Source organism: Actinomadura sediminis (assembly GCF_042675525.1).
Classification (GTDB): domain Bacteria; phylum Actinomycetota; class Actinomycetes; order Streptosporangiales; family Streptosporangiaceae; genus Spirillospora; species Spirillospora sediminis.
In genome coordinates this window covers 1-25,435 of sequence record NZ_JBHTJA010000059.1, presented here as the reverse complement: position 1 = coordinate 25,435, position 25,435 = coordinate 1, and the positions used below count along the sequence as shown (strand labels likewise).

Genomic DNA, 25,435 nt, shown 5'->3' with positions numbered 1-25,435 from the left:
TCAGTCTCCTTGCATCGGGGCGAGGGCCGCCCGCAGCTTCCGGCGCGCCCGGTTCAGCCGGGACCCGACCGTGCCGAACGGGATGCCGAGCACGGCCGCGATCTCCTGGTGGGAAAGCTCCGCGAGCGCGACGAGCAGCACCACGTCGCGTTCCTTGCGGGACAGCCCGGCCAGTGCGCGCGCGAGGCCCGGCCGCATCCGCGCGGCCGCCACGGCGGTCGCGACGCGGTCCTCGTGGCCGGGCGCGTCCGGTTCGGCGCCGAGCCGGGCCAGCGCCCGGTACCGGCGGGTCTCGGCCCGCCGGTGCTGCGCGACGAGGTTCGTCGCGATGCCGAACAGCCAGGGCCGGACGTCGCCCTTCGCGGGGTCGAACGTGGCGCGGCGGCGGAACGCGGCCAGGAACGTCTCGGCGACGACGTCCTCGGCCGCCTGCGCGCCGAGCCGCCCGGCCACGTACCGGTGGATCACCGGGAAGTGCCGGTCGTAGACGTCGGTGAACCGGTCGGGGTCGTCCAGTGACGCGGTGACGAGCGCGGCGTCGTCGATCTCGGGCGCGGCGGTCACGGGGCCGTCCGCGGGCCGGGGTCGTCGGGCATGTCAGTCCTCCGGGGGGATGGTCGTCACCGGGTACTCCACCGGTGCCGCGACCCGCTTTCGCTTTCCGCCGCCGCCGGACGGGCGGAGCACGAGCGGCGGAGGACGAGCGGCGGCGAAAAGCGCGGTGAACAGCGCGGCGGCCAGCATCGCACCCGCCGCCGGCGAGCCGGCGGCGGCGGGCGTCCCGGACGCGGAAGGCCCGCCGCCCCCGGTGCGGGGACGGCGGGCCCGAGCGGCGCCCGGCTCAGAAGGGCGGCTTCGCGGGCGGCCGCGGCCTGCTGTCGGTCCAGCCGGAGTCCCGGATGACGGAGTAGCTGATCACGAATCCGGGCGCACGGTCCCGGTACGCGCCGCCGGGCTCGGTCAGGACCCGCTGCACCGCCAGCACCTCGCCGGTCTCCCGGTCGAAGACGATCTCCTCGCGGCTGGCGAACGTCCCCTGCTCCTCGGGCGGCGTGCCGAACTCGGCGGTGACCGTCCGCGTCGTGCTCGCGGACGCCAGCGCGACGCCCCGGCGGCCGAGCGGGTCGACGGCCTCGCCGATCGCCGTGATCCCCGGCTGCTCGGCCAGCGCCCGCATGAGCCCGGCCCGGACGTCCGACGGGAGCGGCGCGTCCTGGAGGACCCGCCCCGCCCTCAGGACCTTGTGGCGCGGCTGGTTCGTCTCGGCGCGCTTGCGCTCCATCGCCTTCCGGACGGCGGGGTCCTCGTGCGCCTGCGGCTCGCCCTGGGTGCCTTCCCCGAACCCGCGCGCCCCTTTCCCGCTTTGTGCCGCACCCGGTATGGCCGGGCGGGCGCTGCACGAACTCGACGAGCCAACGCGCCCGTCCGCATGGCCGCCCACCGCGCCCGCCGCGCCGCCGGAGCCCGGTGACCGGCACCGTTCCCGGACGGCCGGGGCGGTGGCCGCCGCGCCGTGCCGGCGGCGCCGGCGGCGCGGGTAGCCTCCTGGGCGGGCGGACGACTCGGGGAGGCGAGGCATGCTGGCGGATCGGAACGTCGTCGGGCTCGATGAGCCGGTGGGAACGTCGCTGCGGGGGCCCCACGCGCACTTCGCGCGGACGGTGGGGCGGGCGGCCGCCTACGTGCCGGACGTCGCGAGGTTCGCCACCGTGTCCCCGGACCCGGACGGGGCGGAGTGGGACGACCTCGCGCGGCTGCTGGGGCGCGGGAGGCTCGCCGACATGTTCAGCCTTCCGGTGGTTCCGCCGTCGAGCTGGGAGCCGGTCTTCGTCCTCGACCGGCTGCAGATGGTGTGGTGCGGCGGTCCCGTCGAGGACGGCACCGGCGTGGTGGAGCTGGGCGCGGACGACGTGCCCGAGATGCTCGATCTCGCCGCGCGGACGCGGCCGGGGCCGTTCTGCCCGCGCACCCGCGAGCTCGGCACCTACGTCGGCGTCCGCGAGAACGGCGCGCTGGTGGCGATGGCGGGCGAGCGGCTGCGGCCGCCGGGGTGGACGGAGGTCAGCGCCGTCTGCACCGCGCCGGACGCGCGCGGGCGAGGCCACGCGGCGCGGCTCGTGCGGGCGCTCGTCACGCGGATCGCGGCGCGCGGCGAGCGCCCGTTCCTGCACGTCGCCAAGGCGAACGCCGCGGCGATCGCGCTCTACGAGCGGCTCGGCTTCGAGACCCGGACCCCCGTGACGTTCCGGGGGTTCCGCGTTCCGTGACCGGCTATTCGGCGTACGGCTGGTCCTCGCCCTCGGCGCTGTAGCCGAGGCTCCAGATGTAGCCGTCCGGGTCGGCGAAGGTGCCGCCGTACCCGCCCCACGGCAGCGCGCCCGCGGGCTTGAGGACGGTGGCGCCGGCCTTCTCGGCCTCCGCCATCACCTCGTCGACGCGGGCCTCGCTGCGGACGACGTAGGTGAGGACGAGCCCGCTGAAGCCGGTGCCCTCGGGGGTCGTGCCGACCTGCTCGGCGAGCCCCTCGCGGCTGTAGAAGCCGACGGGCGAGGCCCCGTCGGACTCGAAGAACACCGAGACGCCCCAGTCGTTCTTGATCTTCCAGCCGAGGCCCTCGGTGTAGAACCGCTTGGCCCGGTCCATGTCCTGGACGCCGAGGAGGATCGAGCTCACATGCGCCTTCATGTTCGTCTCCCTGTTCGTGAGGTCGGGGCGGTCGCTGCCCGCCCGGTGAGATCACGCTATGTACGGGTCGTGGGCGGGCGCTTCTCGATTCCTGACCGATCCGATGACCCGTGCGGGCGCGGGAGGGGTAGGACTACCCCCGTTCGGGGGTGGCGTGGGTCACGCTGGTTGGCCAACGATGCTCCGGAGGTGTTCGTCCGGCCACGAGGAGAGACCACATGCCGGCAGTCGAGTTCCGTGGGGCGCGCGACTTCCTGCTCAGGAACCGTGAGAACTACGCGGTGGCGTACGAGCGGTTCCGCTGGCCGGTGCTGACCGGCTTCAACTGGGCCCTCGACTGGTTCGACCGGATCGCGGAGGGGAACGACCGGCCCGCGCTGTGGATCGTCGAGGAGGACGGGACGGAGGCGAAGTTCTCGTTCGCCGAGCTGTCGCGGCGGTCGAACCAGGTCGCGAACCTGCTGCGGGAGAACGGGGTGCGGCGGGGCGACCGGGTCATCCTGATGCTCGGCAACCGGGTCGAGCTGTGGGAGACGGTGCTCGCGGCGATGAAGCTCGGCGCGGTGATGATCCCGTGCACGCCGCTGCTCGGGCCCGCGGACCTGCAGGACAGGCTGACGCGCGGCGCGGCGAAGCACGTGGTGACGGACGCCGAGCACGCCGGGAAGTTCGAGGGCCTGGCGGGCGACTTCACGCGGATCGCGGTGGGCGGCCCCGCCGAGGGGTGGGTGCCGTACGCCGACGCGTACGGGCTCGCGGAGGAGTTCGTCCCGTACGGGCAGACGATGTCGGGCGACACGCTCCTGCTGTACTTCACGTCGGGGACGACCGCGAAGCCGAAGCTCGTCGAGCACACGCACGCGTCGTATCCGGCGGGGCACCTGTCGACGATGTACTGGATCGGGCTCCGGCCGGGCGACGTCCACCTGAACATCTCGTCGCCCGGGTGGGCGAAGCACGCGTGGAGCAACATCTTCGCGCCGTGGGACGCCGAGGCGTGCGTGTTCATCTTCAACTACACGCGGTTCGACGCGGACCGGCTGCTCGACACGATCGAGCGGTGCGGCGTCACGAGCTTCTGCGCGCCGCCGACCGTGTGGCGGATGCTGATCCAGGCGGACCTGGGCCGGCTGAGCGCCCCGCCGCGCGAGGTGGTGGCGGCGGGCGAGCCGCTGAACCCCGAGGTGATCGAGCGGGTGAAGGAGGCGTGGGGCCGTACGATCCGGGACGGCTTCGGGCAGACCGAGACGACCGTGCAGATCGCGAACACGCCGGGGCAGCCGGTGAAGCCGGGGTCGATGGGACGGCCGGTGCCGGGCTACCGGGTGGCGCTGATCGACCCGGTGACGGGCAAGCCCGGCGACGAGGGCGAGATCTGCCTGGAGCTGGAGGACCGGCCGCTCGGCCTGATGGTCGGCTACCACGGCGACGAGGCCCGGACGGCCGAGGCGATGGCGGACGGCTACTACCACACGGGCGACATCGGCTCCCGCGACGAGGACGGGTACATCACCTACGTCGGGCGGGCCGACGACGTGTTCAAGGCGTCCGACTACAAGATCTCCCCGTTCGAGCTGGAGAGCGTGCTGATCGAGCACGAGGCCGTCGCGGAGGCCGCGGTGGTGCCGTCCCCGGACCCGGTGCGGCTCGCGGTGCCGAAGGCGTACGTGACGCTCGCGGCGGGCTGGGAGCCGGACGCCGCGACCGCGAAGGCGATCTTCGAGCACAGCCGGGCGCAGCTTTCCCCGTACAAGCGGGTGCGGCGGCTCGAATTCGGTGAGCTCCCGAAGACGATCTCCGGCAAGATCCGTCGGGTGGAACTGCGGACGAGCGAGATCGGCAAGCACCCCGGCGCCGACGACCGGCCCGAAGGCGAGTTCCGTGAGGAGGACCTGCGATGACGCTCTCGTACGCCTCGGGCGTGTCGAAGGCGCCGCTGCTCGGCGACACCATCGGCGCGAACCTGGACAAGACCGTCGCCCTGTATCCCGACCGGGACGCGGTGGTCGAGTACGCGACCGACCGCCGCTGGACGTACGCGCGGTTCGCCGCCGACGTCGACGCGCTCGCGCTCGGCCTGCACGGGCGCGGGATCCGCAAGGGCGACCGCGTCGGGATCTGGGCGCCGAACTGCGCCGAGTGGATGCTGGTGCAGTACGCGACGGCGAAGCTCGGCGCGATCCTCGTGAACATCAACCCGTCCTACCGGGTGCACGAGCTGGAGTTCGTCCTGAACCAGGCGGGCGTCCGGACGCTGGTGGCGACGCCGGTGTTCAAGACGTCCGACTACGCCGGGATGATCGAGGAGGTCCGGCCGCGCTGCAAGCGGCTGACGGACGTGCTGCTGATCGGCACCCCGGAGTGGGACGGGCTGCTCGAGACCGGGCGGGCGGGCGACGCCGGGGTGCTCGCGGAGATCGGGGCGACGCTGAGCGCCGACGACCCGATCAACATCCAGTACACGTCGGGGACTACCGGGTTCCCGAAGGGCGCGACGCTGTCGCACCACAACATCCTGAACAACGGGTTCTTCGTCGGCGAGCTGTGCGGCTACGACGAGGAGGACCGCGTCTGCGTGCCGGTGCCCTTCTACCACTGCTTCGGCATGGTGATGGGGAACCTGGCGGCGACGAGCCACGGCGCGTGCGTGGTGATCCCGGCGCCGGCGTTCGACCCGCGCGCGACCCTGCAGGCGGCGGCGTCCGAGCGGTGCACGTCCCTGTACGGGGTGCCGACGATGTTCATCGCGGTGCTGAACGAGCCGTCGCTGGACTCGGCGGACCTGTCGAACCTGCGCACCGGGATCATGGCGGGGTCGCCGTGCCCGGTGGAGGTGATGAAGCAGGTCATCGAGCGGCTCGGGATGGCGGAGGTCGCGATCTGCTACGGGATGACGGAGACGTCGCCGGTGTCCACGCAGACGCGGGCGGACGACACGCTGGACCGCCGCGTGTCCACGGTCGGGACCGTCCACCCGCACCTGGAGGTCAAGGTCGTCGACCCGGCGACGGGCGTGACGGTCCCGCGCGGGACGCCCGGGGAGCTGTGCACGCGCGGCTACTCGGTCATGCTCGGCTACTGGGAGGAGCCGGAGAAGACGGCCGAGGTGATCGACGCGGCGCGCTGGATGCACACCGGCGACCTCGCGGTGATGGACGAGGAGGGGTACGTCAACATCACCGGCCGGATCAAGGACATGGTGATCCGGGGCGGCGAGAACGTGTACCCGAGGGAGATCGAGGAGTTCCTCTACACCCATCCCGACATCGTGGACGCGCAGGTCATCGGCGTCCCCGACGAGCGGTACGGGGAGGAGCTGATGGCGTGGGTGCGGCTGCGGGACGGCGCGGAGCCGCTGACGGCGGAGGCGCTGCGGGAGTTCTGCGACGGGAAGCTCGCCCGCTACAAGATCCCCCGGTACGTGCACGTCGTCGACGAGTTCCCCATGACGGTCACCGGGAAAGTCCGGAAGGTCCAGATGCGGGCGGAGGCCGTGGACATCCTGGGCCTCGCCGAGGCGGCGACCGTGCGGCACGCCTGAACGATCAGCGTCATCAGGGTTACGGGGCGGCCCCTTCCGGTGCATGCTCGACACATGGACGCGCGGTCATCGGAAGGGCGTCCCCCGGGCCCGGCCCAGGCGCCGGAGCCGGGGCGGGGCGGCGACGCGGGGGCGATGCGGTCGGCGGTGCTGGCGCTGCACCGCGCCACGGGGCTGCCGATGGTGTTCGGCGGTGCGCTGGCCGGCCGGGACCGGCTGCGCATCACCGAACTGGTCGGCGGCCGCACCGACTCGCTGAACGGGCTCGTCGTGCGGCACGGCAACGGGCTGGGCGGCAAGGCGATGGCGCTGGGCCGCCCGGTGTGGGTGACCGACTACCCGCGCGCGGCGACGATCAGCCACGACTACGACGGCCCGGTCGGGCGCGAGGGGCTGCTGTCGATCGTGGCGGTGCCGATCGTGGTGCGGCGCCGCGTCCGGGGCGTCCTGTACGGGGCGCTGCGGGAGCCGCTGGGGCTGGCCGACCGGGTGGTGGGCGCGGCGATGCAGACCGCCCGCGACGTCGAGCAGGACCTCGCCGTCCGGGACCGGGCGGACGAGGCGCTGACGCGGCTGCGCCCGGGGGCGGAGGAGTCGGCGGCGCGCTGGGAGGAGGTCCGCGCGGTGCACGCCGAGCTGCGGGCGCTGGCCGAGCGGGTCGACGATCCGGTGACCCGCGACCGGCTGCGGGAGGCGACGCTGCGGCTCGCCGCGGCGAGCCTGCCCGACCCGCGGGACGAGCAGGACGGACGGGCGCCGCGGCCGGTGCTGTCGCCACGCGAACTGGACGTCCTGTCGTACGTGGCGATGGGCTGCACGAACGCGGAGGCGGCGACGCGGCTCGGGCTGGTGCCGGAGACGGTGAAGAGCTACCTGCGGTCGGCGATGCGCAAGCTCGACAGCCACACCCGCATGGAGGCGGTGGCGGCGGCGCGGCGCGCGGGGCTGCTGCCGTGACGGTGCCCGATCGGGCCCGGCGACGGGGTCAGGACGCGCGGGCGCTCGTCCGCCGCCGCGGTGCGGCCCCCGCGGTCGTCCCGCTCGGCGGATCGGCGCCGCGCGGCTGCGCCGGGCCGTGATCGCTCGGCCGTCCCGCCGCGCGCGGCGCGGGCGTCCGGCCCCCGATGGCGTTCGCCACGGTAACACCGGCATGACCGGGCGTGTCCGGGAAACGCACCGATTCGGAGGCCGGCGAGCCCGCTAGACGAACGCGCTGACGAGCACGGCCATCGCGAAGCCGACGACGGACAGGATCGTCTCCAGCACCGTCCACGTCTTCAGGGTGTCGCGCACCGACATGTTGAAGTACCGGGAGATGATCCAGAAGCCGCCGTCGTTGACGTGCGACGCGATGATGGAACCCGCGGAGATCGCGATCGCGATCAGCGCGATGGCGGCCTGCGAGTGGCCGCCGCTCTCCACGAGGGGCGCGACGATGCCGCCGGTGGTGACGATCGCGACGGTCGCCGAGCCCTGTGCGACGCGGAGCCCGCACGCGATGAGGTAGGCGAGGACGATCGTGGGCAGCCCCGCGTCCGACAGCGTCCCGGCGAGGGCCGCGCCGACGCCCGTCTCCGACACGACCTTCCCGAAGAACGCGCCGCCGCCGATGACCAGCAGGATCATGCCGACCGGGCGGAGCGACGCGGTGGCGACGTCGCGCAGTTCGGCGCCGGGGATGCCGCGCCGGACGCCGAGCAGGTACATCGCGAGGAGCACGGCGATGGTGAGCGCGACGACGGGGTTGCCGAGGAAGGTGAGGACGGGCAGGACGGACGCGTCCTCCCACCACACGGTGCCGAACGTGGCGAGCAGGATCAGCACGAGCGGGACGGCGATGATGAACAGCACGGCGCCGAGCGGCGGTTCCGCCTGCGACTTGCCGGGCGTCCCGTCCACCGTGTCGGCCTTCGCGCCCTCCCGCTCGCCGACGATGAACTCGTCCGGGACCTCGACGAGGACGCGCTTGCCGATCCAGGCGCCCCACGCGACGCCCGCGACCAGGAAGGCGGGGACGCCGCAGATCAGGCCGAAGACGATCAGCCAGCCGAGCGGGACGCCGAGGAGCCCGCCGGCGGCGACCGGGCCGGGGTGCGGCGGCAGGAACGCGTGGGTCATCGACAGGCCGGCGAGCAGCGGCATCGCGTACAGGACGAGCGACCGGCCGCCCCGCCTGGCCGTGATGTAGATCAACGGCGCCAGGACGAAAATGCCCACGTCGAAGAAGACCGGGATGCCGAAGATGAGGCCCGCGAGGCCCATGGCGAGGGGGGCGAAGCGTTCGCCGACGAGTCCGAGGAGCCGCCGGGTGAGGACGTCCGCGCCGCCGGAGCGTTCCAGGACGGCGCCGAGGATCGTGCCGAGCCCGACGATCGGCGCGATATGGCCGAGCAGCCCGCCGAACCCGGTCTCCAGGATCGAGTCGCCGGACTTGAGCGCCGTCCCGACGATCTGCTCGACGCTCAGCCCGGCGACGAGCGCGAGCGCGAGCCCGGACACGACGAGGGCGATGAACGGTTCCAGCTTGACCTTGATGATCAGGAAGAGCAGGACCGCGATGGCCAGGGCGCACAGCAGCAGCAGCCCGCCCGTCTCATGTTGCAGCCAATGGACCATGAGGACCTTCCGGGGGGTGGTGGGGGGCGGGAGTTCAGCGGGTCGTGCCGTCGGGGGCGCGGCGCAGCGAACGTCCGGGGAGCGCGCCGGTGCGGGCGCCGTCGTCGATGACGGCCGTGCCGCCGACGAACACGTACGGGATCCCGTCGGGACGCCGCCGCGGGTCGCCGAACGTGGCGGTGTCGCGGACGGTGTCCGGGTCGAACAGCACGAGGTCGGCGTGGTACCCGGGACGGACGAACCCGCGTCCGGCCAGCTTCAGCCGCCGGGCGGCGCGGCCGGTGAGGTGCGCGACGCACTCCTCCAGCGACAGGACGCCCAGCTCCCGGACGTAGCGCCCGAGGTAGCGGGGGAACGTTCCCCACGCGCGCGGGTGCGGCTTCGCGGCGGCGCCGGCCTCTGTCATCGGGGGGAGCAGCCCGTCCGACCCGCCGGTGTGGCACGGATGCCGCATGATCGCCCGGACGTTCTCCTCGTGCCCGACGTGCTGCAGGATCGTCGTCGCGAAGTCGTCCGCGAGGAGCCGCTCGACGTAGACGTCGAACGGCGCGCGTCCGGTCTCGGCGGCGAGGCCGGCGATCGTCCGGCCGACCACGGCCGGGTCGGGGGAGCCGGAGATCTCGATCGTCTCCCATTCGGCCGGGACGCCGTGGCAGCCGTCGGAGCCCTCGACCTCCATCGTGTACCGGATCCGGGCGCGTTCGGCCGGGTCGGTGAGCCGGGCGCGCAGCGCGTCGGGGCCGCCCGCGGACGCGCGGCTGGGCAGCAGCGCGGCGAGGGTGGTGGAGCCGGGGAGGTACGGGTAGGTGTCGAGGGTGACGTCGCAGCCGTCGGCGATCGCGGCGTCGAGGAGGGCGAGCAGCTCCGGCGCGCGGCCCCTGTTCACACCGAAGTTCATGGTGGCGTGGGCCAGGTGCAGGGCGCAGCCTGTGCGGCGCGACAGTTCCACCATCTCGGCGTACGCCTCCAGCGCGCCCGCCCCGTACGAGCGGTGGTGCGGGGCGTGGAACCCGCCGAGGGACGCCACGACGCGGAGCAGCTCGGCGAGTTCGTCGCCGTCCGCGTACATGCCGGGCGTGTAGGTGAGGCCGCTGGACATGCCGACGGCGCCCTCCCGCATCCCGGCCGCGACCAGCTCGCGCTGCCGGTCGAGCTCGGCGGGCGTGGGCGCGCGGTCGTCCCAGCCCATCGCGAGCATCCGGACGGCGCCCTGCGGGACGAGGTAGCAGGCGTTGACGGCGATGCCGTCGTCGAGCCGGTCGAGGTACTCGCCGACGCTCCGCCACGACCAGTCGAACCCGTCCGGGTCGCCGTTCCAGCCCGCGATGGTGCGGCGGATCTGCGGGAGCGTCGTGTCGTCGGCGGGCGCGTACGACAGGCCGTCCTGCCCGAGGACCTCGAGGGTCACGCCCTGGCCGGCCTTGGCGACATGGTCCGGGTCGGTGAGCAGCGCCAGGTCCGAGTGGGCGTGCATGTCGATGAAGCCGGGCGCGAGGACCAGCCCGGCGGCGTCGATCGTCCGGCCCGGGCCGGTCAGGCCGTCGCCGATCTCGGCGATGCGGCCGTCCGCGAGCCGCACGTCGGCGACGCGTCCGGGCGCCCCGGTGCCGTCGACGACCGTCGCGCCCTTCACGACCGTCATCAGAACCACGTCCGGACGAGGTCGACGACGCGCGGGGACTCGGCGTCCGCGTCGTCCACGACGGGGATCAGCGTCCACTTGTCGAACGCGGTGCACGGGTGCGAGAGGCCGAACCGGACGACGTCGCCGACCTCGACCGCCGCGTCCCGCAGGAAACCGTGCTGGTCGTTGACGGCGGTGACGGACGCGCCCTCCAGGGGCGCGGCGCCCTTGCCGCGGACGAGCTGCGGTTCGGGCATGCCCTCGTCGTACGGGACGTCGCGCTTGCCCGCGTCGACGAGCGCGAGCGCGGGTTCGGGACGCGACACGACGCGCGCCCAGCCGTGCATCGCGGACCGCAGCCGGGCCCCGGACGTCCCCCGCGCGAACGGCGAGATGCCCCGGTAGAAGCCGTCGTCGTGGATCACGTACGCGCCCGAACGCAGGACCGTCCGTCCCGGGAGGGGGCCGAGGACCTCGACGACCTGGTCGAAGTAGGCGCTGCCGCCCGCCGTCACGACCGGCTCGTCCGTCTCGTAGTCGAGGACGCGGTGCAGGTCGGCGACGCGGCGCAGGTAGGCGTCCACGGCGGCGCGGCTCTCCCCGGACGCGTCGTGCGCGAACGCCCCCTCGTAACCGCCCGTCCCCGCGAGCCGCAGGGTGGGCGCGCGGCGGACGGCCCCGGCGATCGTCCTCGCCTCGGCGTCGTCGCGGACGCCGGTGCGTCCGTGCGGGCCGCCGAGCTCGACGCACACGTCCACCGGACGGGTGACGCGCGCGGCGCGCAGGGCCTCGTCCATCAGCTCGACCGTCCGGACCGAGTCGACCCACGACAGGAACGCGAACCCGGGGTCGGTGTCGAGCTGCGCGCCGAGCCACGCGAGCCCGGCCGGGTCGACGAGCGTGTTCGCGAGGATCAGCCGCCGGACGCCGAACGCGCGCGCCACCCGGAGCTGCGGGAGGTTCGCGAGCGTGATGCCCCACGCGCCCGCGTCGAGCTGCCGCCGCCACAGCGCCGGGGCCATCGTCGTCTTGCCGTGCGGCGCGAGGTCCACCCCGGCGTCGCGCGTCCAGGCCGCCATCGCGGCGATGTTGTGGTCGAGGGCGCCGGCGTCGAGGGTCAGCAGCGGTGTGCCGAACGCGTCGAGCGGGAGGGGGTCGGCGCGCACGTCCGCGACGGACATGCCGTCCGCGGACGCGGGTATCGCCTTGAAGCGCCAGTCGAGCCGTTCGTCCCCGAGCGCGTCCACCGCCGCGCCGTCGATGCTCTCCACCATTGCCGACCTCCCTTATTGCACCATATGCAACGCGCATTGCATTATGTGCTCCAGTGGTTGTAACATCACCGCCCGGAACCGGTCAACAGTGGAGAGGGCGCATGAAGGGGACACCGGACGGGACACCGGCGGCCGTCTGCGTGGGCGAGGCGATGGCGGTCCTGCTGCCCGAGCGGCCCGTCCCCCTCGAGGACGTCCCGTCCTTCCGGCAGTCGTGCGGCGGCGCCGAGGCCAACGTCGCGCGCGGGCTCGCCGCCCTCGGCGTGCCCGCCGCCTGGGCCGGGCGCGTCGGCGACGACGGGTTCGGCCGCCGCGTCGTCCGCGAACTCGCCGCCGGCGGCGTCGACGTCCGCGGCGTCACCGTCGACCCCCAACGCCCCACCGGCCTGTACGTCAAGGAGGCCGGGCCGTCCGGGAGCGTCCTGCACTACTATCGGGACGGTTCCGCGGGCTCGGCGATCGGCCCCGGCATGCTCGACGACCCCGCCGCCGGGCCGCTGCTCGCCGCCGCGCGCCTCGTCCACCTGTCCGGCATCACCGCCGCGCTGTCGGACACCGCGCTCGCCCTCGCCCGCGCCCTCCTCGCCCGCCCCCGCGGCCACCTGGTCAGCTTCGACCTGAACTGGCGGCCCGCGCTGTGGCGGCGCCGCGACCCGTCCGTCCTGCGCGCACTGCTGGACGGCGCCGACATCGTCCTGCTCGGCGCCGACGAGGCCGCCGCCGTCCTCGGCACCGCCGACCCGGACGCGCTCCGCGCGCTGCTGCCCGGGCCGTCCACGCTCGTCGTCAAGGACGACGCGCACCGGGCGACCGCCGTCGCCCGCGACGGCGCCGTCACCGAGCCCGCGCTGCGCGTCGAGGTCGTCGAGCCGATCGGCGCCGGCGACGCCTTCGCCGCCGGCTACCTGGCCGGTACGCTGCGCGGGTACGGCCCGCGGCGCCGCCTCCGGCTCGGCCACCTCGCCGCCGCCGCCACGCTCGTCGTACCCGGCGACCACGGACCCCCGCCCCCGCCGGACCTGGTGGAGGCCCTCCTCGCCGCGTCCCCGGACGCGTGGGCGGGCACCACCGTGCGCGCCTCGGGCATCACCCGCCCGGTGGAGGAGACGACCCCATGAGCCAGAGCCTCGCGCGCGCGCTCGGCATCCTGATCGAACTCGGCGACGGCCCCCGCAACCTGGACGAACTCGCCGCGAAAGCGGGCGTGCACAAGACGACCGTCCTGCGGCTCCTGCGCACCCTCGAAGCGGAACGGTTCGTCCACCGCGACGGCGACCACCGCTTCCACCTCGGCTCCCGCATGTTCGCGCTCGCCCGCGCGTCCCTCGAACAGCACGGCATCCGCGACGTCGCCGCGCCGCACCTCGCGAAGCTCAACGAGTCCACCGGGCAGACGATCCACCTCGGCGTCCTCGAAGGCGACCCCGAGACCAGCCACACCGTCATCTACCTCGCCAAGTACGACTCCCGGCACGCGATCCGCATGTACTCGCGCGTCGGACTGCCGATGCCGCTGCACGCCACCGCGATCGCGAAGGTCCTCCTCGCCGACCTCCCCGCCCCCCGCCGCCGCCGCGTCGCCGAATCCATCGAGTACACGCGCTTCACCGAGAACACGATCACGTCCCCGGACGGGCTGCTCGCCGAACTCGACCGCGTCGCCGAGCAGGGCCACGCGATGGACGACGCCGAACACGAGACGTTCATCCGCTGCCTCGGCGCCCCCGTCCGCGACGCGTCCGGCCGCGTCGTCGCCGCCGTCTCGATCTCCGTGCCCGAGGTCGTCCTCGACCGGGACGGCGTCCTCGCCCTGCTCCCCGACCTCCTCGCCACCGCCCGCGCCGTCTCCGCCGACTACGGATACACGGAAGGAAACCCGGAATGAGCGACAAGACGCAGATCAGCACGACGGGCGCCCCGGCCGCCGCCTGGGCGTTCTCGCAGGGCGTCCGCAAGGGCCCGCTGCTCCAGGTCTCCGGCCAGGGCCCCCAGGACCCCGAGACCGGCGAGTACGTCCACGCGGGCGACGTGAAGGCCCAGACCACGCGCGTCCTGGAGAACCTCAAGGCGATCCTCGAAGCCGGCGGCGCGACCGTCGAGGACGTCCTGATGCTCCGCGTCTACCTCGCGACCCGCGACGACTTCCCCGCGATGAACGAGGCGTACGGCGAGTTCGTCAAGGCGAACTGCCCGAGCGGCGTCCTGCCCTGCCGCACCACCGTCGCCGTCGAACTCCCCCACCCGTCCATGCTGGTGGAGATCGACGCCCTCGCCTGCATCGGCTAGCGGCGCAGGTGACGCCCGGTCGGCCGACATTGGACGCGGCCGACCTTGTGATGCCCATGTCGTCAGCGTGCGACGCGCGAGTCCCACGAGCGGGTCGCTCCAGGGCACCGACGCCGGAGTGCCGGCGAACGGGGGGCCCCGCCCACCGGGCGCGTCGGCCGAAGGCAGGAAAGCGGTGCGGGCCGGACGGCGCCGCCCGCGCCCGGCATCGGCGGTTGCTAGCGTCGGTGCGGTGAGGCGTGATGAGGCTGTGGAACGGACCCGGTGGACGATCCACGGGGAGCGGATGGTCGATGAGAACCGCCACATCCGCATATCGATCGCCAATGTCGAACTGCCCAACGGGGTCGTGTTCGATCAGTACGTCTTCCGCGTGCCCCGATGCGTGATGACGGCGGTGCTGGACGAGGACGGCGCGAAGATCCTGCTGATCTACCGGCATCGGTTCATCCTCGACCAGTGGGACTGGGAGGTGCCCGGGGGTTACGTCGACCCGGGTGAGGAGCCGCTGGCCGCGGCGGCGCGCGAGGCCGAGGAGGAGACCGGGTGGCGGCCGCGGAACCTGGAGTTCGTATGTTCGTTCCAGCCGATGGTGGGGTCGGCTGACGCGCCTCAGGATCTGTATGTGGCGCATGGCGCCGACCTGGTGGGGGAGCCTCACGTCGACGAAGCCGAGCTGGTTCGGTGGGTTCCGCTGGACGAGGCTCAACGGTTGATGCAGCAGGGGGAGATCGTGGGCGCGGCCACGGTCATGGCCGTTCTGCATGCGATCGCAGCGCGGGCAACCGCTCCGCCGCGTACTCCCTGAGGTCGCGGACGATCGGCTCGTCGGCGTGAGATTCCAGTGAACGGTTCACGTTGCGGATGTAGCGGTACACGCGGGCGGAGGTGAGCCCTGCGGCCAGGTCGATGGCCGACCGGCCTCGTGAGCAGGCTTCGTCGATGCGCCCCTGGGCTGCGAGCGCCATCGACAGGACGGCGGTGTTGAACGCCTTGCCGCGCTGGTAGGTCGGGTCCATGCGGAGCGACCGGGTCGCGTACTCCTCGGCCTTCTCCGGGCTGTCGAGGTCGCGGAAGCAGTGGGCGAGCTTGGCGGCGAAGTACGCCTCGTCGAAATAGTGGAGCCAGGCGGGCGTGGCGGCGTCCGCGGCTCGATCGAACGTCCTTTCAGCTCTGGTCAGTGCATGCGTGCAGGCGCGGGATTCGTTCTGAGCCGCGTATCCGCGCGCCTCCATGACATGGCATTCGGTCATGAGGACGGGGATTGCGACGCGCTGGGCGGCTGACTGCGCCGCTCGTGCGAGGTCGACGGCCCGGGCGGGCTGAGCGACATAGAGGCTTTGCTGGCTCATCGCGGCGAGGATCTCGGCGCCGAGCGGGAGATCACCGGCGAACTTCGCCATGGCGAGAGCCTGGATGAGGTAGCGCTGCGCGAGGCCCTGCTTATCGAGGTCGTGGTAGAGCCACGCGGCGACCTTCGTCAGGTCGGCGGCTGCGCTGAAGAGCTGCCGCCGCACCTCCTCGGTGCACCGCCCTTCACGCAGCATCGGACCGACGTGCGTGTGGAGGTACTCCACTACGGGGACACGGACGTGACCGCCACCGAGCCGGTTGTCGAGGACACGGAAGGCGTGCGTCACCTCCCGTACCTCCTCGACATCAGCCGTGCCGATGCGGCGACCGGCGCCCTGGACGGGCGTCGGGTCCCAGGGGCCGACAAGCCAGCGCAGCGCTGCGGCGGTGAAGGCCGCCTGATCGAAGCCTGAATCGACCAGCCGGCGCTCCTGCTCGTTGTCCGCTTTCCAGAGCATTCCGGTGATCCGGGCACTCCCCGGTTGGGTCGTCGGCAGTTCCAATCCAACGTCGGCCGGTACTTTGTGCGCCTTCATGCCGATCTCGGTCACGTCTATAGGACGCCCGAGCTCGATGGCGAACACCTCGGCGATGACCTGAGGGACAGGATTCCGAGGGTGCTCACCGCGGAGCCACCTGGTCACCGAGCTGTGGTTATAGCGCAAATCGGGCGCGCCGCGGTGCTTGCCAAGTCGATTGACCCGGTCCGCCAGTCCCTTGTTGGAGAAACCGGCCTCAGTGATCAATCTGCCGAGCGCGTGATTGAGCCGCTTGTCCTTGCGTGGCATGACCGTCCTTCCCGGGCTACCGGTGACTTGCAGTTTCGCAGGCGGAACCGAAGGCGGCCAGGAGCCCGCCCCGGCGCACGCCCCCCAGTTCACGCACCCGCCCCCGCCGCACGCCTTATTAGGGATCGGGTGATGCAGTTCGCTTACGCCCGGGAGGTGAAAACAATGTCCATCAAGGCGGAGATCAAGGCGTCGTTGGAGACGGAATTCCCGGGCTGGCGTGTCATGCAGACCGACCGGGGACGTTGGTGGGGGCTGTGCGGTCCGTTGCCCGCCGACCGGCGGAAGGAGCAAGACGTGGTGGAGGCCGACACGCCCGAGGACCTTCGCCACAAGTTGCGGCAGCTCACCAGCCAGATCGGGCAGTGAGCGGAGAAACGATCGCCCGAGAAGGCTCGATCCATCGAATCCATCTGGAGGAAAAATGACCACACTGAAGGGTTCTCCGACTCTTATCCGGGCGGTGTTCCCCGAACCGTTCCACCCGGGCTGGAACCGCATCTCCGGCGTCACCATCGCGGGCGAAGAGCTCACCATCGACCCCCTCGCCTACTTCTTCCGGTACGACAACCCGACCTGGATCATCTGCGACTGGGACGGTGTCCGGGCGAACCTCCTCGAGGCCCGGGAAACCGCCGAGACGACCGTCGAACAGATGGCACTCGAGTACGTCAAGACACAGGGCCGGGTCACCGACGACCCCGGCGAAGTGCTGGTGATCGCGTGGCAGGCCACGGCCCACATCTTCCGGGACGAGTACCTGAACGAGCCCGGCCTCGTGGCGCTGGGCGTAGAGCCGAAGCACCTGCGGATGCTGCGGGAGGTCGGCACGGTCATGGCGCTCAATCGCGTCGAGCAGAACGGTGCCATCTCCAACGTCGGTCCGGCGTGGATGTTCCCCATCGCCTGCAAGGTCATCTACGACTTGGACGACGACGAAGCGCGACTCGTCGACGAGCTGTATCACGGCACGTGGTTCGACGAGGCTCGGCGGGTGGAGGCGGCCAAGGCCAACGCCGCGCTCGGCGGCCGCCTGGTGCACGGCTGCCAGTCGCAGGCGGACATGCGGGGCGGCTGCATCGTGCCGTTCGGCGTGGATCTCACCGAGTTCCGGCGCGAGCTGCGACGGTTCGGGGATGACTGGATCGAGCGAGTGGAAGCCTGTGGCCGGTAACGCCCATGGCCCGGAGGGGGCGGGCTCGGAGTCCGCCCCCGTCCCGGCCCTGTCCGCACTCTTGCAGTCGAGCCCGCTGAGCGGGAGGCGCCCCGTTCGCCGCGAGCCCATTCACGTCTGGGACATGTCAGCGGTCGAACGTCTCCACCTGGACGACGGCGGGACCGTCATCCTCAAGACAGCGGTCGACCCATTCACCGCCGAAGCCCGAATCCTGGAGCACGCAGCACGTCACAAGGTCCCGGTGCCGGAGGTCCTGGCCGCCACCGTCACCGATAACCGGCTCATGATGCTGTTGGAGGATCTGGGCGAGCCGCCCGAGCAGGACCCGCCGGTGGACGCGGGGGCGCACGCAGCGACGCTCGTCCATGCCTGCCCGCCGCTGTCGGGGCTGCCGCTCATGGACGCACCCGCCCTCGCCGCTCTGCCCCGGCAAGCCCTCGCAACGTTGACCAGCCTCCAGGAGGCCGGACGTTGGGACGGAACCGAGGACGTCGCGCACCTACTGGAACGTCTCTCCGAGACATCGGAGAGACGAGCCGCCGGAACGGACACGCCTCCCTTCGGAATGTGCCACAGCGAGTTCCATCCCACCTCGCTGCACACCGGCCCTGCCGGTACCCGCGTTCTGGACTGGGCCCGCGCATTCACCGGCCCAGGACTGCTGGACCTGGCGTCTTGGCGGGACACTCCGCTGCCTCTGGACATCGGTGCGATAGCAGGGATGATCGAGGCGTACATCGCCGCCGGGGGCACCCGGGACGCCGGTTCGCGCCGCGGCGGCGTGCCGGCGGAGGTGTGGGCCGGTGGATGGCACCGCGTGTGGATCTGTGACTGGTACCTGCAGCAGTGTCAGCGCTGGATGCCCGACCCCGGACGGGACGAGGCCACCCAACGCACCGTTCGCCGGCACCTCGCGGAGGCGGTCGAATGCCTGACGTAGAGAACACCCACCCATCTCGGCGACTCACCACGCCCGACGGCGTCACCGCTGACATCGACCTGGACATGGTGCCGCTCGTCAAAGCACTATGGGCCCTCCACCTCCGCACGGCCGGATGTTGCCAGGACCTCGGCGAATCCATCGCCAGCGGGCCCGGCTGGGCACAGGGACCGGGGCGGCAACGACACGCCGCCTACTACACAGGGCAGGCATGGCTGAAGATGCCCGTCACCGACGCGCAGACCATGCTCGGTCTACTCCTGAGCCACCCGGACATGGAACAGCGCCTCAACCGCTGGACCAGACCCGGCGCCTGGGAAGTGTTCAGCTACCTCGTCGCCGATGAGGGAAGGATCGTCCAGTCTGGCTGGGCGCAGATTCACTTCCCCAAGGCTCAAATACCCGAAGTGATCGAACACCTGCGGGCGGCCACTGCCGCCTGACCCATTTCATGGAGGCAAGAGGTCCATGCCGCGGTCGCTGACCGATGAGGAGATCGCCGCGCGCATGGCCGGGTTTCCGGCTGGCGGCGTGAGGGGGATGTCAACACGCGGATCATATCGACGCGATCGCGGCCGGGCATGGGGCCGAGCCGGTTTAGTGGGCCATCTACTCGGTGGGGCGGCGCAGGCGGCCGGTGGCGACCAGTTCCAGGGTGATCAGGACGGCGATCGCCTCGACGGCCAGGAGGCCGATGAGGACGAGGAGCTGGATCGCCCCGGCCTCGATCGGGTCGGCGCCGCCGAGGAGGACGCCGACGAACGCGCCCGGGAGCGTCACCAGGCCGACCGTCCGCGTCTGGTCCAGGACGGGGAAGAGGGCCAGGGCGGCGGCCGGGCGGGCCACTTCGAGGGCAGCGTCGCGGGGGAGCAGGCCGAGCGCGAGGCCGCCCTCGTACTCGCCGCGCCGGGTGTCCAGTTCGTCCAGCGCGCGCCGGCCGGTCAGGCCCGTGGACGTCATCGCGCCGCCGATCATGATCCCGGCGATCGGGAGCACCGCCACCGGGCGGGACGGGACGACGCCGGAGCCGACGAGCAGCCCCAGGACCGGGCCCACCCCGGCGGCGATCGGCACCGCCGTCCACCAGCCGGGGCCGCGCGTGCGGCCGGTGATGCGGCGGCCCGCCGTCGCGACGGCCACCAGGACCATGCCGACGATGAACAGCGCCGTCCAGCCCGCGCTCTCCAGGACCGCGGCGATCAGCAGCGACACCGCCGCGAGCTGCACCACCGCGCGGGCGGACGCCACCACCACGTCGCGGCTCACGCCCAGCCCGCCGAACCGGGCCAGCAGCGCGGCCGCCGCCGCGAGCGCCAGCAGCACCAGCCCGAGCACGGGTCCGATCTCCGGTGCCGCGTTCGTCACGGGGTTCATCTTCCCCTTTCGCGGCGAATGTGATCACAGCGGGCCCGTCCGCCGATACCGTTGGACACGTGGTGGACGACGAGACGACCGGGACGTCCCGCCGTCGGGCCCTCTGGCTGCTGGGGGCCGTCGCGGGGCTCGCCCTCGCGGCCGACGAGGCGCGCCCCCCGAACGGGTACCGGACGGCGGAGGCGGAGATCGTCCCGGCGAGCCCGGCCGGGAACCCGACGCCGCCCCCGCCGCCGCGCCCGGCGCTGCGTCCCGCGAGCTGGACGCCCGGACGGCTCGCGGCGCTCGAGGAACCGGTCCGCGAGCTGAAGCAGCTCGCCCCGGCCCCGCCCGCGAAGACGATCGCGCTCACCATCGACGACGGCCCGCACCCCGAGTGGACGCCGCAGATGCTCGACCTGCTCGCCGAGCACGACGTCCGCGCCACGTTCTTCATCATCGGCGAGCAGGTGAAGGAGCACCGGGCGCTCACCCGGCGGATCGCCGACGCGGGCCACCAGATCTGCAACCACACCATGCACCACCCGCTGCGCCTCGCGGACATGCCGACCGGCGGAGTCCGCGACGAGGTCGTCGAGGCGCACGACCGAATCGCCGACGCCACGGGCGTCCTTCCCGGCTTCTTCCGCGCGCCCGGCGGCAACTGGTCCGAGCGCGTCATGGACGTGATCGCCGAGTACGGGATGCTTCCCATCGACTGGTCGATCGACCCCCGCGACTGGGCGCGCCCCGGCACCGGCCGCGTCCGCGACCGCCTCCTGGAGGCCGGCGACGGCGACATCCTGCTGTGCCACGACGGCGGCGGCGACCGCTCGCAGACGATCAAGGGGCTGCGCAAGGCGATCCCGGAGCTGAAGCGGCGCGGCCTGACCTTCGCGACCCTCTGACCGTCACGGGGCGACGAGCGGTTCGTCCCCGTACGCCCGGTGCAGGACGTCGAGGAGGCGGGGCGCCGCGGGCAGGTCCGCGTCCCCGATCCGGTGCACCGCGACGCCCGGCGTCCACGAGTTCATCACCACGGCCCCCGCGAGCCCCGGCACGTCGTCGAGGGTCACCTCGGCGTCCCGCTGCGGCACGCCGAGCGCGTCGAGCCGGCGGCGGACGATGCCCATCGTCGTCCCGCCCAGCATCGCGGCCCGCGGCCACACGACGGCCGAGCCGTCCCAGAAGGCCAGGTTCCAGATCGTCGCCTCGCCGAGCCGGCCCCGGCGGTCGACGAACGCGGCGTCGTCGAAGCCCCGCGCCACGGCCCGCCTCAGGTGGTACGTCTTGCCGACCTCGCCGACGTGCTTCACCGCCGGGAGATCACGCTCGTGCCCGACCGCCGCCAGTGCCAGCGGCCCCTCCGGACCGGACGACGGCGGGCCCGTCCGGACGAGCACCCGGGGCTCCGCGTCGGCCGCCGTGAACTCGCCCGCCGCACCGAACACGGTCGCCGTCAGCGACACGTCGTCCGGGCCGCCCCGCAGCGCCGTCCGAAGGTGCGCGCGGATCCGTTCGTCCGGTATCGCCCGTCCGAACATCTCGGCCGACGCTGTCCGGAGCCGCTCCAGGTGCAGGTCGAGGCCCCGCACCCGGCCGCCGCGGACCTGCATCGCGGTGAAGTGCGCGTACCCGGCGAACGCCAGCGGGGCCAGCTCCGCCGCGGTCGCCGTCCGTCCGTCCAGTTGCGCGACGAACTCGCTCATGTCGATCCCCCCATGTCGTTGTGCGCTGTCAGGAGCGACCCTGCCGCCTTCGGACGGACGTCACCAGACCTCGCCTATCGTGTGACTGCCGGACCCACCATCGGCAGGCTCAGGGACACGTGCGCGCGACCGGAGGAGACCTGGTCGCGGGTGTACCTGGGTACACCCCCGGTTCGGGGTGCGGGCACACTGTGGCGCGGGGCGTTACGCCGGAGACTTGACTCGGTGACGATGGCCGAGGAAAACGGAGGACCCGGTGGACGGTCGGCTGGTTGAAGAGACGCGGTGGCAGGCCCACACGCGGGCTCCGTGGCGGGGGTTCCGGCTGGGGCTGCTGAGCATCCCCGCCATGTGCGCGGGCGCCTGGTTCCTCACGGTCTTCTCGATGATCACGGGCCTGATCGGGGTGCTGCTGTTCCCCGCCGCGTCCGACCTGATGCGCCGGACGACGGACGTGTACCGGCGGCTCGTCGCACGGTGGACGGGCGTCCGCATCGACCGTCCGTACCTGCCCGACCCGGAGCCGGTCGAGGACGGGATCATGGGGCGGATGCGGCTGTTCGTCGCCCGGTTCCAGGACCCCGCGACGTGGCGCGACTACCTGTGGCTGGCCGCCGACCCGATCGTCGTGATGTTCACGGCCGCGCTCCCCGGCTGGCTGATCCTGTACGGCATCTGGGGCTACCTCCTCGCCGGGTTCGCGGGCGGGCTCATCGCGGACGCGGGCGGCAGCGACTGGTACGCGTGGGTGCACGTCGGCCCCCACTACCCCGCCGACGAGAACGCCCGCATCGCCACCGTGGTCCTCGCGACCGTGTTCATCGCCGCCGGGTTCCTCCTCGGCCCGCGGATGCTCGCCGTGTACGGGCGGTGGGGACGGACACTGCTCGGGCCCACGGAGAAGTCGCGGCTGGCGCTGCGGGTGCGGCACCTGACCGAGTCCCGGTCGGAGGCCGTGGACGCGTCCGCGGCGGAGCTGCGGCGGATCGAGCGGGACCTGCACGACGGGGCGCAGGCGCGCCTCATCGCGATGGGGATGAGCCTCGGCGCGATCGAGCACCTCCTCGACAGGGACCCGGAGAAGGCGCGGATCCTGCTGGCGCAGACGCGCGAGTCGTCCGCGAAGGCCCTGCACGAGCTGCGGGACCTGGTGCGCGGCATCCACCCGCCCGTCCTCGCCGACCGCGGCCTCGGCGACGCGATCCGGGCCCTCGCCCTCGACCACCCGATGCGGGCCGAGGTCACCGTGGAGCTCGCCGGGCGGCCCGAGCCGCCGGTGGAGTCCGCCGCGTACTTCGCGGTGTCGGAGATCCTCGCGAACGCCGCGAAGCACTCGGGCGGGACGCGGCTGTGGATCGACGTGCGGCACGAGCAGGGGATGCTGCGGATCTCCGTCACCGACGACGGGCGCGGCGGCGCGTCTCTCGACGGCGGGACCGGGCTCCGCGGCGTCGAGCGCCGCATCGGTACATTCGACGGCGTGCTCGCCCTCAACTCCCCCGCGGGCGGCCCGACGATCGTGACCCTGGAGCTGCCGTGCGCGTTGTCCTCGCCGAAGACCTCGCCCTCCTGAGGGAGGGCCTGGTCAGCCTGTTGGAGGCGCACGACTTCGCGATCGCGGCCGCCGTCGGCGACGGCCCGTCGCTGCGGCGGGCGCTGCTCGACCACCGCCCGGACGTGGCGGTGGTCGACGTGCGGCTGCCGCCGTCGTTCACCGACGAGGGCCTGCAGGCGGCGCTGGAGGCCCGCCGGCACGTCCCGGGCCTGCCGGTGCTGGTGCTGTCGCAGTACGTCGAGCCGCTGTACGCGCGGGAGCTGCTCGCGGACGGCGGCGGCGGGATCGGCTACCTGCTGAAGGACCGGGTGTTCGACGCCGCCCAGTTCGTCGACGCGGTCCGGCGGGTCGCGGCGGGCGGCACCGCGATGGACCCGGAGGTCGTGTCGCGGCTCATCGCGGGCGGCTCCCGCGGCACCCCCCTCGCCCGGCTGACGCCCCGCGAGACCGAGGTCCTCGAACTGATGGCGCAGGGACGGTCGAACGCCGCCATCGCCGAACGCCTCGTCGTCACCGAACGGGCCGTCACCAAGCACACCGCGAACATCTTCGCGAAGCTCGACCTGGCCGTCACCGCCGACGACAACCGCCGCGTCCTGGCCGTCCTCGCCTACCTCAACCGCTGAGGCGTCCACGGGAACTCGGGGGCGCGGCGCTCCAGGAAGGCCGCGACGCCCTCGCGGAGCTCGCCGCTGCCGTCCATCTCCGCGAGCCAGCGGGCGGCCCGATCCCGGACGTCGCCGCCCGCGCCGATCGCGTCCACGATGTCCTTCGTCGCGCACTGCGTCAGCAGTGACCGGGACGCGAGCGTCGCGGTGAACTCCGCGACGCGGGCGGGCAGGTCGGGGACGACCTCGTTGAGGAAGCCGATGCGCAGGGCGTCGTCCGCGCCGATCAGCTCCGCCGAGAAGAGCAGGTGCTTGGCCGCCGCGGGCCCCACCAGCCCGACGAGCCGCGCGGTGGCCGCCACCGGGTAGACGATGCCGAGCCGCGCCGGGGTGATCCCGAACCGGGCGCCCGCGGCCGCGAACCGCAGGTCGCACGCCGCCGCGAGCTGGCAGCCGCCGCCGACGCACACGCCCTCGATCGCCGCGATCGTCGGCTTCCCGAACGCGGCGAGCGCCCGCTCCGCGACCGTCGACAGGTGCGTGTCGTCGTCGCGGTGGATGTCGCCGAGCTCGCCGATGTCGGCACCCGCGCAGAAGTTCCCGCCCGCGCCCGTCAGCACCACCACCCGGACGGACGCGTCCGCGGCGAGCCCGTCGAGGATCCGGGGCAGCTCGCGCCACATGCCGGCCGACATCGCGTTCCGCTTGTCCGGACGGTCGATCGTGATCGTCCCGACGCCCCCGGCGACCTCGCAGTGCAGCACCCGAGCAGCGTAATGGGGCCCCGCCCCCGCAGCGGTACCAGGGTCGTCCTCCACCTACAGAAGGACTTCCTTACCCGCCCGCCACCCTCTCCAGGCGGATGCCGAGACACCACCTGTGAGGGAGGAATTCCGCCGCCGTTCAGCGGATTCTTGTTGGTGGGCGGCTTTGAGGAAACGGAGTCCGTGGTGCAGCAGAGCACACGCGCCTTCTGGACGATCGGCCTGGACGATCCGCTGGCGACCGTGCCCGACCGGGCCGGCGCCAAGGCGGCGAACCTCGCGCGTGCGGCGACGCACGACCTGCCCGTCCTCCCCGGGTTCGTGATCCCGGTCCCCATGGACCGGCGCGAACGGTACGCCGACACCCACGACCTGCGGGCGGCGTGGGCGCGGCTGAGCCACGACGGCGAACGCGCGCTGGTGGTGCGGTCGTCGTCCACGCTGGAGGACGGCGACGTCTCCTCGATGGCCGGGCGGTTCACGTCCGTCCTCGGCGTCGCGGGCTGGGCGGACTTCCGGCGCGCGGTCGACGAGGTCGCCGCGTCCGCGGCCGGCCCGGGGACGATGGCGGTGCTCGTGCAGCCGCGGCTCGACGCGGCGTCCGGCGGGGTGATGTTCGGCGCCGACCCGGTGGACGGCCGCACCGACCGGGTGATCGTGTCGGCCGCTCCGGGCGGGCCGCAGGCGCTCGTCGGCGGCGAGATCGACGGCACCCGCTACGACCTCACCCGCCGCGGCCGCCTCGTCGCCGCCGACCGCGACGACGGCCCGCTGACGCCCCTCCAGCTCCGCCGCCTCGCCCACCTGGCCGCCCGGACGGCGCAGGTGTTCGGCGGCCCGCAGGACGTCGAGTTCGCGTTCGGGCGGGACGGCCGCCTGTGGCTGCTGCAGAGCCGCCCGGTGACGGCGCTCGCCCCGCTGCCCCCGCGCGGCGCCGTCCTCCTCGGGCCGGGCCCGGTCGCCGAGACCCTCCCCGACCCGCTGTCGCCCCTCGAAGAGGACCTCTGGCTCGTCCCGCTCGACCGGGGCCTCGGCGAGGCCCTCGCCACCGCGGGCGCCGTCTCCCGGCGCGCGCTGCGCCGTTCCCCGACCGTCCGGGCCGTGGGCGGCCGCGCCGCCGCCGACCTGCGGCGCCTCGGCGCCGAACCGGCCCGCCGCCGGC

26 protein-coding genes are annotated in these 25,435 nt (G+C 73.1%); 16 read left to right on the top strand and 10 right to left on the bottom strand.

Annotated elements, in window-relative coordinates:
* Positions 1–564, bottom strand: coding sequence for an RNA polymerase sigma factor (locus ACFQ11_RS24615; RefSeq protein WP_378302584.1), 564 nt, complete (start codon positions 562–564; stop codon positions 1–3).
* 277 nt (positions 565–841) lie between these two features.
* Complete coding sequence (locus ACFQ11_RS24610) at positions 842–1,282, bottom strand: hypothetical protein (RefSeq protein ID WP_378302582.1); 441 nt, start codon at positions 1,280–1,282, stop codon at positions 842–844.
* 295 nt (positions 1,283–1,577) lie between these two features.
* Between ACFQ11_RS24610 and ACFQ11_RS24605 the strand changes: the two genes are divergently transcribed.
* On the top strand, positions 1,578–2,267 hold the full coding sequence (locus ACFQ11_RS24605) for a GNAT family N-acetyltransferase (RefSeq protein WP_378302580.1): 690 nt from the start codon (positions 1,578–1,580) through the stop codon (positions 2,265–2,267).
* A gap of 4 nt (positions 2,268–2,271) precedes the next feature.
* Here ACFQ11_RS24605 and ACFQ11_RS24600 read toward each other — a convergent pair whose 3' ends face one another.
* The gene (locus ACFQ11_RS24600; RefSeq protein ID WP_378302578.1) at positions 2,272–2,685 is read right to left on the bottom strand and encodes a VOC family protein; all 414 of its coding nucleotides are present in this window, start codon (positions 2,683–2,685) and stop codon (positions 2,272–2,274) included.
* 218 nt (positions 2,686–2,903) lie between these two features.
* Here ACFQ11_RS24600 and ACFQ11_RS24595 point away from each other — a divergent pair, with 218 nt between their 5' ends.
* Genes ACFQ11_RS24595 through ACFQ11_RS24585 form a run of 3 tightly spaced genes read left to right on the top strand, consistent with a single transcriptional unit; the run spans position 2,904 to position 7,183 of the window.
* Positions 2,904–4,586: an AMP-binding protein gene (locus tag ACFQ11_RS24595; RefSeq protein ID WP_378302576.1), complete on the top strand. Its 1,683-nt coding sequence runs from the start codon at positions 2,904–2,906 to the stop codon at positions 4,584–4,586.
* A complete protein-coding gene (locus ACFQ11_RS24590; RefSeq protein WP_378302574.1) occupies positions 4,583–6,226 on the top strand; it encodes an AMP-binding protein in 1,644 nt (547 codons plus the stop codon). Before ACFQ11_RS24595 ends, ACFQ11_RS24590 begins: the two co-directional genes overlap by 4 nt.
* A gap of 54 nt (positions 6,227–6,280) precedes the next feature.
* Positions 6,281–7,183 carry a helix-turn-helix transcriptional regulator gene (locus ACFQ11_RS24585; protein ID WP_378302572.1) on the top strand — a complete coding sequence of 301 codons (903 nt, stop codon included), beginning with the start codon at positions 6,281–6,283 and terminating at the stop codon, positions 7,181–7,183.
* Positions 7,184–7,426: 243 nt separating this feature from the next.
* On the opposite strand, the gene ACFQ11_RS24580 is transcribed toward ACFQ11_RS24585, so the two are convergent.
* Genes ACFQ11_RS24580 through ACFQ11_RS24570 form a run of 3 tightly spaced genes read right to left on the bottom strand, consistent with a single transcriptional unit; the run spans position 7,427 to position 11,740 of the window.
* The gene (locus ACFQ11_RS24580; protein WP_378302570.1) at positions 7,427–8,842 is read right to left on the bottom strand and encodes a GntP family permease; all 1,416 of its coding nucleotides are present in this window, start codon (positions 8,840–8,842) and stop codon (positions 7,427–7,429) included.
* 34 nt (positions 8,843–8,876) lie between these two features.
* Positions 8,877–10,484: an N-acyl-D-amino-acid deacylase family protein gene (locus ACFQ11_RS24575; protein WP_378302568.1), complete on the bottom strand. Its 1,608-nt coding sequence runs from the start codon at positions 10,482–10,484 to the stop codon at positions 8,877–8,879.
* A complete protein-coding gene (locus ACFQ11_RS24570) occupies positions 10,484–11,740 on the bottom strand; it encodes an amino acid deaminase (protein ID WP_378302566.1) in 1,257 nt (418 codons plus the stop codon). Before ACFQ11_RS24570 ends, ACFQ11_RS24575 begins: the two co-directional genes overlap by 1 nt.
* 101 nt (positions 11,741–11,841) lie before the next feature.
* Here ACFQ11_RS24570 and ACFQ11_RS24565 point away from each other — a divergent pair, with 101 nt between their 5' ends.
* From ACFQ11_RS24565 to ACFQ11_RS24550, 4 genes are all read left to right on the top strand, one after another.
* Positions 11,842–12,858 carry a sugar kinase gene (locus ACFQ11_RS24565; RefSeq protein ID WP_378302564.1) on the top strand — a complete coding sequence of 339 codons (1,017 nt, stop codon included), beginning with the start codon at positions 11,842–11,844 and terminating at the stop codon, positions 12,856–12,858.
* A complete protein-coding gene (locus tag ACFQ11_RS24560; protein ID WP_378302562.1) occupies positions 12,855–13,625 on the top strand; it encodes an IclR family transcriptional regulator in 771 nt (256 codons plus the stop codon). The genes ACFQ11_RS24565 and ACFQ11_RS24560 overlap by 4 nt, the downstream gene beginning before the upstream one ends.
* The gene (locus ACFQ11_RS24555) at positions 13,622–14,026 is read left to right on the top strand and encodes a RidA family protein (RefSeq protein ID WP_378302560.1); all 405 of its coding nucleotides are present in this window, start codon (positions 13,622–13,624) and stop codon (positions 14,024–14,026) included. Before ACFQ11_RS24560 ends, ACFQ11_RS24555 begins: the two co-directional genes overlap by 4 nt.
* A 232-nt stretch (positions 14,027–14,258) precedes the next feature.
* On the top strand, positions 14,259–14,834 hold the full coding sequence (locus ACFQ11_RS24550) for an NUDIX hydrolase (protein WP_378302558.1): 576 nt from the start codon (positions 14,259–14,261) through the stop codon (positions 14,832–14,834).
* On the opposite strand, the gene ACFQ11_RS24545 is transcribed toward ACFQ11_RS24550, so the two are convergent.
* Positions 14,776–16,167 carry a hypothetical protein gene (locus tag ACFQ11_RS24545; protein WP_378302556.1) on the bottom strand — a complete coding sequence of 464 codons (1,392 nt, stop codon included), beginning with the start codon at positions 16,165–16,167 and terminating at the stop codon, positions 14,776–14,778. The two genes, ACFQ11_RS24550 and ACFQ11_RS24545, sit on opposite strands and share 59 nt — an antisense overlap.
* 132 nt (positions 16,168–16,299) lie before the next feature.
* Between ACFQ11_RS24545 and ACFQ11_RS24540 the strand changes: the two genes are divergently transcribed.
* From ACFQ11_RS24540 to ACFQ11_RS24525, 4 genes are all read left to right on the top strand, one after another.
* Positions 16,300–16,536, top strand: a complete 237-nt coding sequence (locus ACFQ11_RS24540) for a hypothetical protein (protein ID WP_378302554.1) — start codon at positions 16,300–16,302, stop codon at positions 16,534–16,536.
* A 55-nt stretch (positions 16,537–16,591) separates the two neighbouring features.
* On the top strand, positions 16,592–17,341 hold the full coding sequence (locus tag ACFQ11_RS24535; RefSeq protein ID WP_378302552.1) for a hypothetical protein: 750 nt from the start codon (positions 16,592–16,594) through the stop codon (positions 17,339–17,341).
* A 124-nt stretch (positions 17,342–17,465) separates the two neighbouring features.
* Positions 17,466–18,284 carry a phosphotransferase gene (locus ACFQ11_RS24530; protein ID WP_378302550.1) on the top strand — a complete coding sequence of 273 codons (819 nt, stop codon included), beginning with the start codon at positions 17,466–17,468 and terminating at the stop codon, positions 18,282–18,284.
* Complete coding sequence (locus tag ACFQ11_RS24525) at positions 18,272–18,727, top strand: hypothetical protein (protein ID WP_378302548.1); 456 nt, start codon at positions 18,272–18,274, stop codon at positions 18,725–18,727. Before ACFQ11_RS24530 ends, ACFQ11_RS24525 begins: the two co-directional genes overlap by 13 nt.
* Positions 18,728–18,893: 166 nt before the next feature.
* Here the strand turns inward: ACFQ11_RS24525 and ACFQ11_RS24520 are convergent, their stop codons facing one another.
* Positions 18,894–19,649, bottom strand: coding sequence for an ABC transporter permease (locus ACFQ11_RS24520; protein ID WP_378302546.1), 756 nt, complete (start codon positions 19,647–19,649; stop codon positions 18,894–18,896).
* Between the two features lie 68 nt (positions 19,650–19,717).
* Here ACFQ11_RS24520 and ACFQ11_RS24515 point away from each other — a divergent pair, with 68 nt between their 5' ends.
* A complete protein-coding gene (locus ACFQ11_RS24515) occupies positions 19,718–20,545 on the top strand; it encodes a polysaccharide deacetylase family protein (RefSeq protein WP_378302544.1) in 828 nt (275 codons plus the stop codon).
* A 3-nt stretch (positions 20,546–20,548) separates the two neighbouring features.
* On the opposite strand, the gene ACFQ11_RS24510 is transcribed toward ACFQ11_RS24515, so the two are convergent.
* Positions 20,549–21,346: an aminotransferase class IV family protein gene (locus tag ACFQ11_RS24510; protein WP_378302542.1), complete on the bottom strand. Its 798-nt coding sequence runs from the start codon at positions 21,344–21,346 to the stop codon at positions 20,549–20,551.
* Positions 21,347–21,602: 256 nt separating this feature from the next.
* Between ACFQ11_RS24510 and ACFQ11_RS24505 the strand changes: the two genes are divergently transcribed.
* Together ACFQ11_RS24505 and ACFQ11_RS24500 are read left to right on the top strand one after the other, a co-directional pair.
* Entirely contained in the window at positions 21,603–22,919 is a 1,317-nt protein-coding gene (locus ACFQ11_RS24505; RefSeq protein ID WP_378302540.1) for a sensor histidine kinase, read from the top strand.
* A complete protein-coding gene (locus tag ACFQ11_RS24500) occupies positions 22,883–23,527 on the top strand; it encodes a LuxR C-terminal-related transcriptional regulator (protein ID WP_378302538.1) in 645 nt (214 codons plus the stop codon). The genes ACFQ11_RS24505 and ACFQ11_RS24500 overlap by 37 nt, the downstream gene beginning before the upstream one ends.
* On the opposite strand, the gene ACFQ11_RS24495 is transcribed toward ACFQ11_RS24500, so the two are convergent.
* A complete protein-coding gene (locus tag ACFQ11_RS24495; RefSeq protein WP_378302536.1) occupies positions 23,512–24,273 on the bottom strand; it encodes an enoyl-CoA hydratase/isomerase family protein in 762 nt (253 codons plus the stop codon). The genes ACFQ11_RS24500 and ACFQ11_RS24495 overlap by 16 nt on opposite strands.
* Positions 24,274–24,459: 186 nt before the next feature.
* On the opposite strand from ACFQ11_RS24495, the gene ACFQ11_RS24490 reads away from it, so the two are divergent.
* A partial coding sequence (locus ACFQ11_RS24490) for a PEP/pyruvate-binding domain-containing protein (protein WP_378302534.1) occupies positions 24,460–25,435 on the top strand: 976 nt, incomplete at its 3' end.

What these genes read in the sequence shown, in the direction of transcription:
- ACFQ11_RS24610 (WP_378302582.1), bottom strand. Translation starts at nt 1,282, where the DNA reads ATGGAGCGCAAGCGCGCCGAGACGAACCAGCCGCGCCACAAGGTCCTG.
- ACFQ11_RS24605 (WP_378302580.1), top strand. Translation starts at nt 1,578, where the DNA reads ATGCTGGCGGATCGGAACGTCGTCGGGCTCGATGAGCCGGTGGGAACG.
- ACFQ11_RS24600 (WP_378302578.1), bottom strand. Translation starts at nt 2,685, where the DNA reads ATGAAGGCGCATGTGAGCTCGATCCTCCTCGGCGTCCAGGACATGGAC.
- ACFQ11_RS24595 (WP_378302576.1), top strand. Translation starts at nt 2,904, where the DNA reads ATGCCGGCAGTCGAGTTCCGTGGGGCGCGCGACTTCCTGCTCAGGAAC.
- ACFQ11_RS24590 (WP_378302574.1), top strand. Translation starts at nt 4,583, where the DNA reads ATGACGCTCTCGTACGCCTCGGGCGTGTCGAAGGCGCCGCTGCTCGGC.
- ACFQ11_RS24585 (WP_378302572.1), top strand. Translation starts at nt 6,281, where the DNA reads ATGGACGCGCGGTCATCGGAAGGGCGTCCCCCGGGCCCGGCCCAGGCG.
- ACFQ11_RS24580 (WP_378302570.1), bottom strand. Translation starts at nt 8,842, where the DNA reads ATGGTCCATTGGCTGCAACATGAGACGGGCGGGCTGCTGCTGCTGTGC.
- ACFQ11_RS24575 (WP_378302568.1), bottom strand. Translation starts at nt 10,484, where the DNA reads ATGACGGTCGTGAAGGGCGCGACGGTCGTCGACGGCACCGGGGCGCCC.
- ACFQ11_RS24570 (WP_378302566.1), bottom strand. Translation starts at nt 11,740, where the DNA reads ATGGTGGAGAGCATCGACGGCGCGGCGGTGGACGCGCTCGGGGACGAA.
- ACFQ11_RS24565 (WP_378302564.1), top strand. Translation starts at nt 11,842, where the DNA reads ATGAAGGGGACACCGGACGGGACACCGGCGGCCGTCTGCGTGGGCGAG.
- ACFQ11_RS24560 (WP_378302562.1), top strand. Translation starts at nt 12,855, where the DNA reads ATGAGCCAGAGCCTCGCGCGCGCGCTCGGCATCCTGATCGAACTCGGC.
- ACFQ11_RS24555 (WP_378302560.1), top strand. Translation starts at nt 13,622, where the DNA reads ATGAGCGACAAGACGCAGATCAGCACGACGGGCGCCCCGGCCGCCGCC.
- ACFQ11_RS24545 (WP_378302556.1), bottom strand. Translation starts at nt 16,167, where the DNA reads ATGCCACGCAAGGACAAGCGGCTCAATCACGCGCTCGGCAGATTGATC.
- ACFQ11_RS24540 (WP_378302554.1), top strand. Translation starts at nt 16,300, where the DNA reads ATGCAGTTCGCTTACGCCCGGGAGGTGAAAACAATGTCCATCAAGGCG.
- ACFQ11_RS24535 (WP_378302552.1), top strand. Translation starts at nt 16,592, where the DNA reads ATGACCACACTGAAGGGTTCTCCGACTCTTATCCGGGCGGTGTTCCCC.
- ACFQ11_RS24530 (WP_378302550.1), top strand. Translation starts at nt 17,466, where the DNA reads ATGTCAGCGGTCGAACGTCTCCACCTGGACGACGGCGGGACCGTCATC.
- ACFQ11_RS24525 (WP_378302548.1), top strand. Translation starts at nt 18,272, where the DNA reads ATGCCTGACGTAGAGAACACCCACCCATCTCGGCGACTCACCACGCCC.
- ACFQ11_RS24510 (WP_378302542.1), bottom strand. Translation starts at nt 21,346, where the DNA reads ATGAGCGAGTTCGTCGCGCAACTGGACGGACGGACGGCGACCGCGGCG.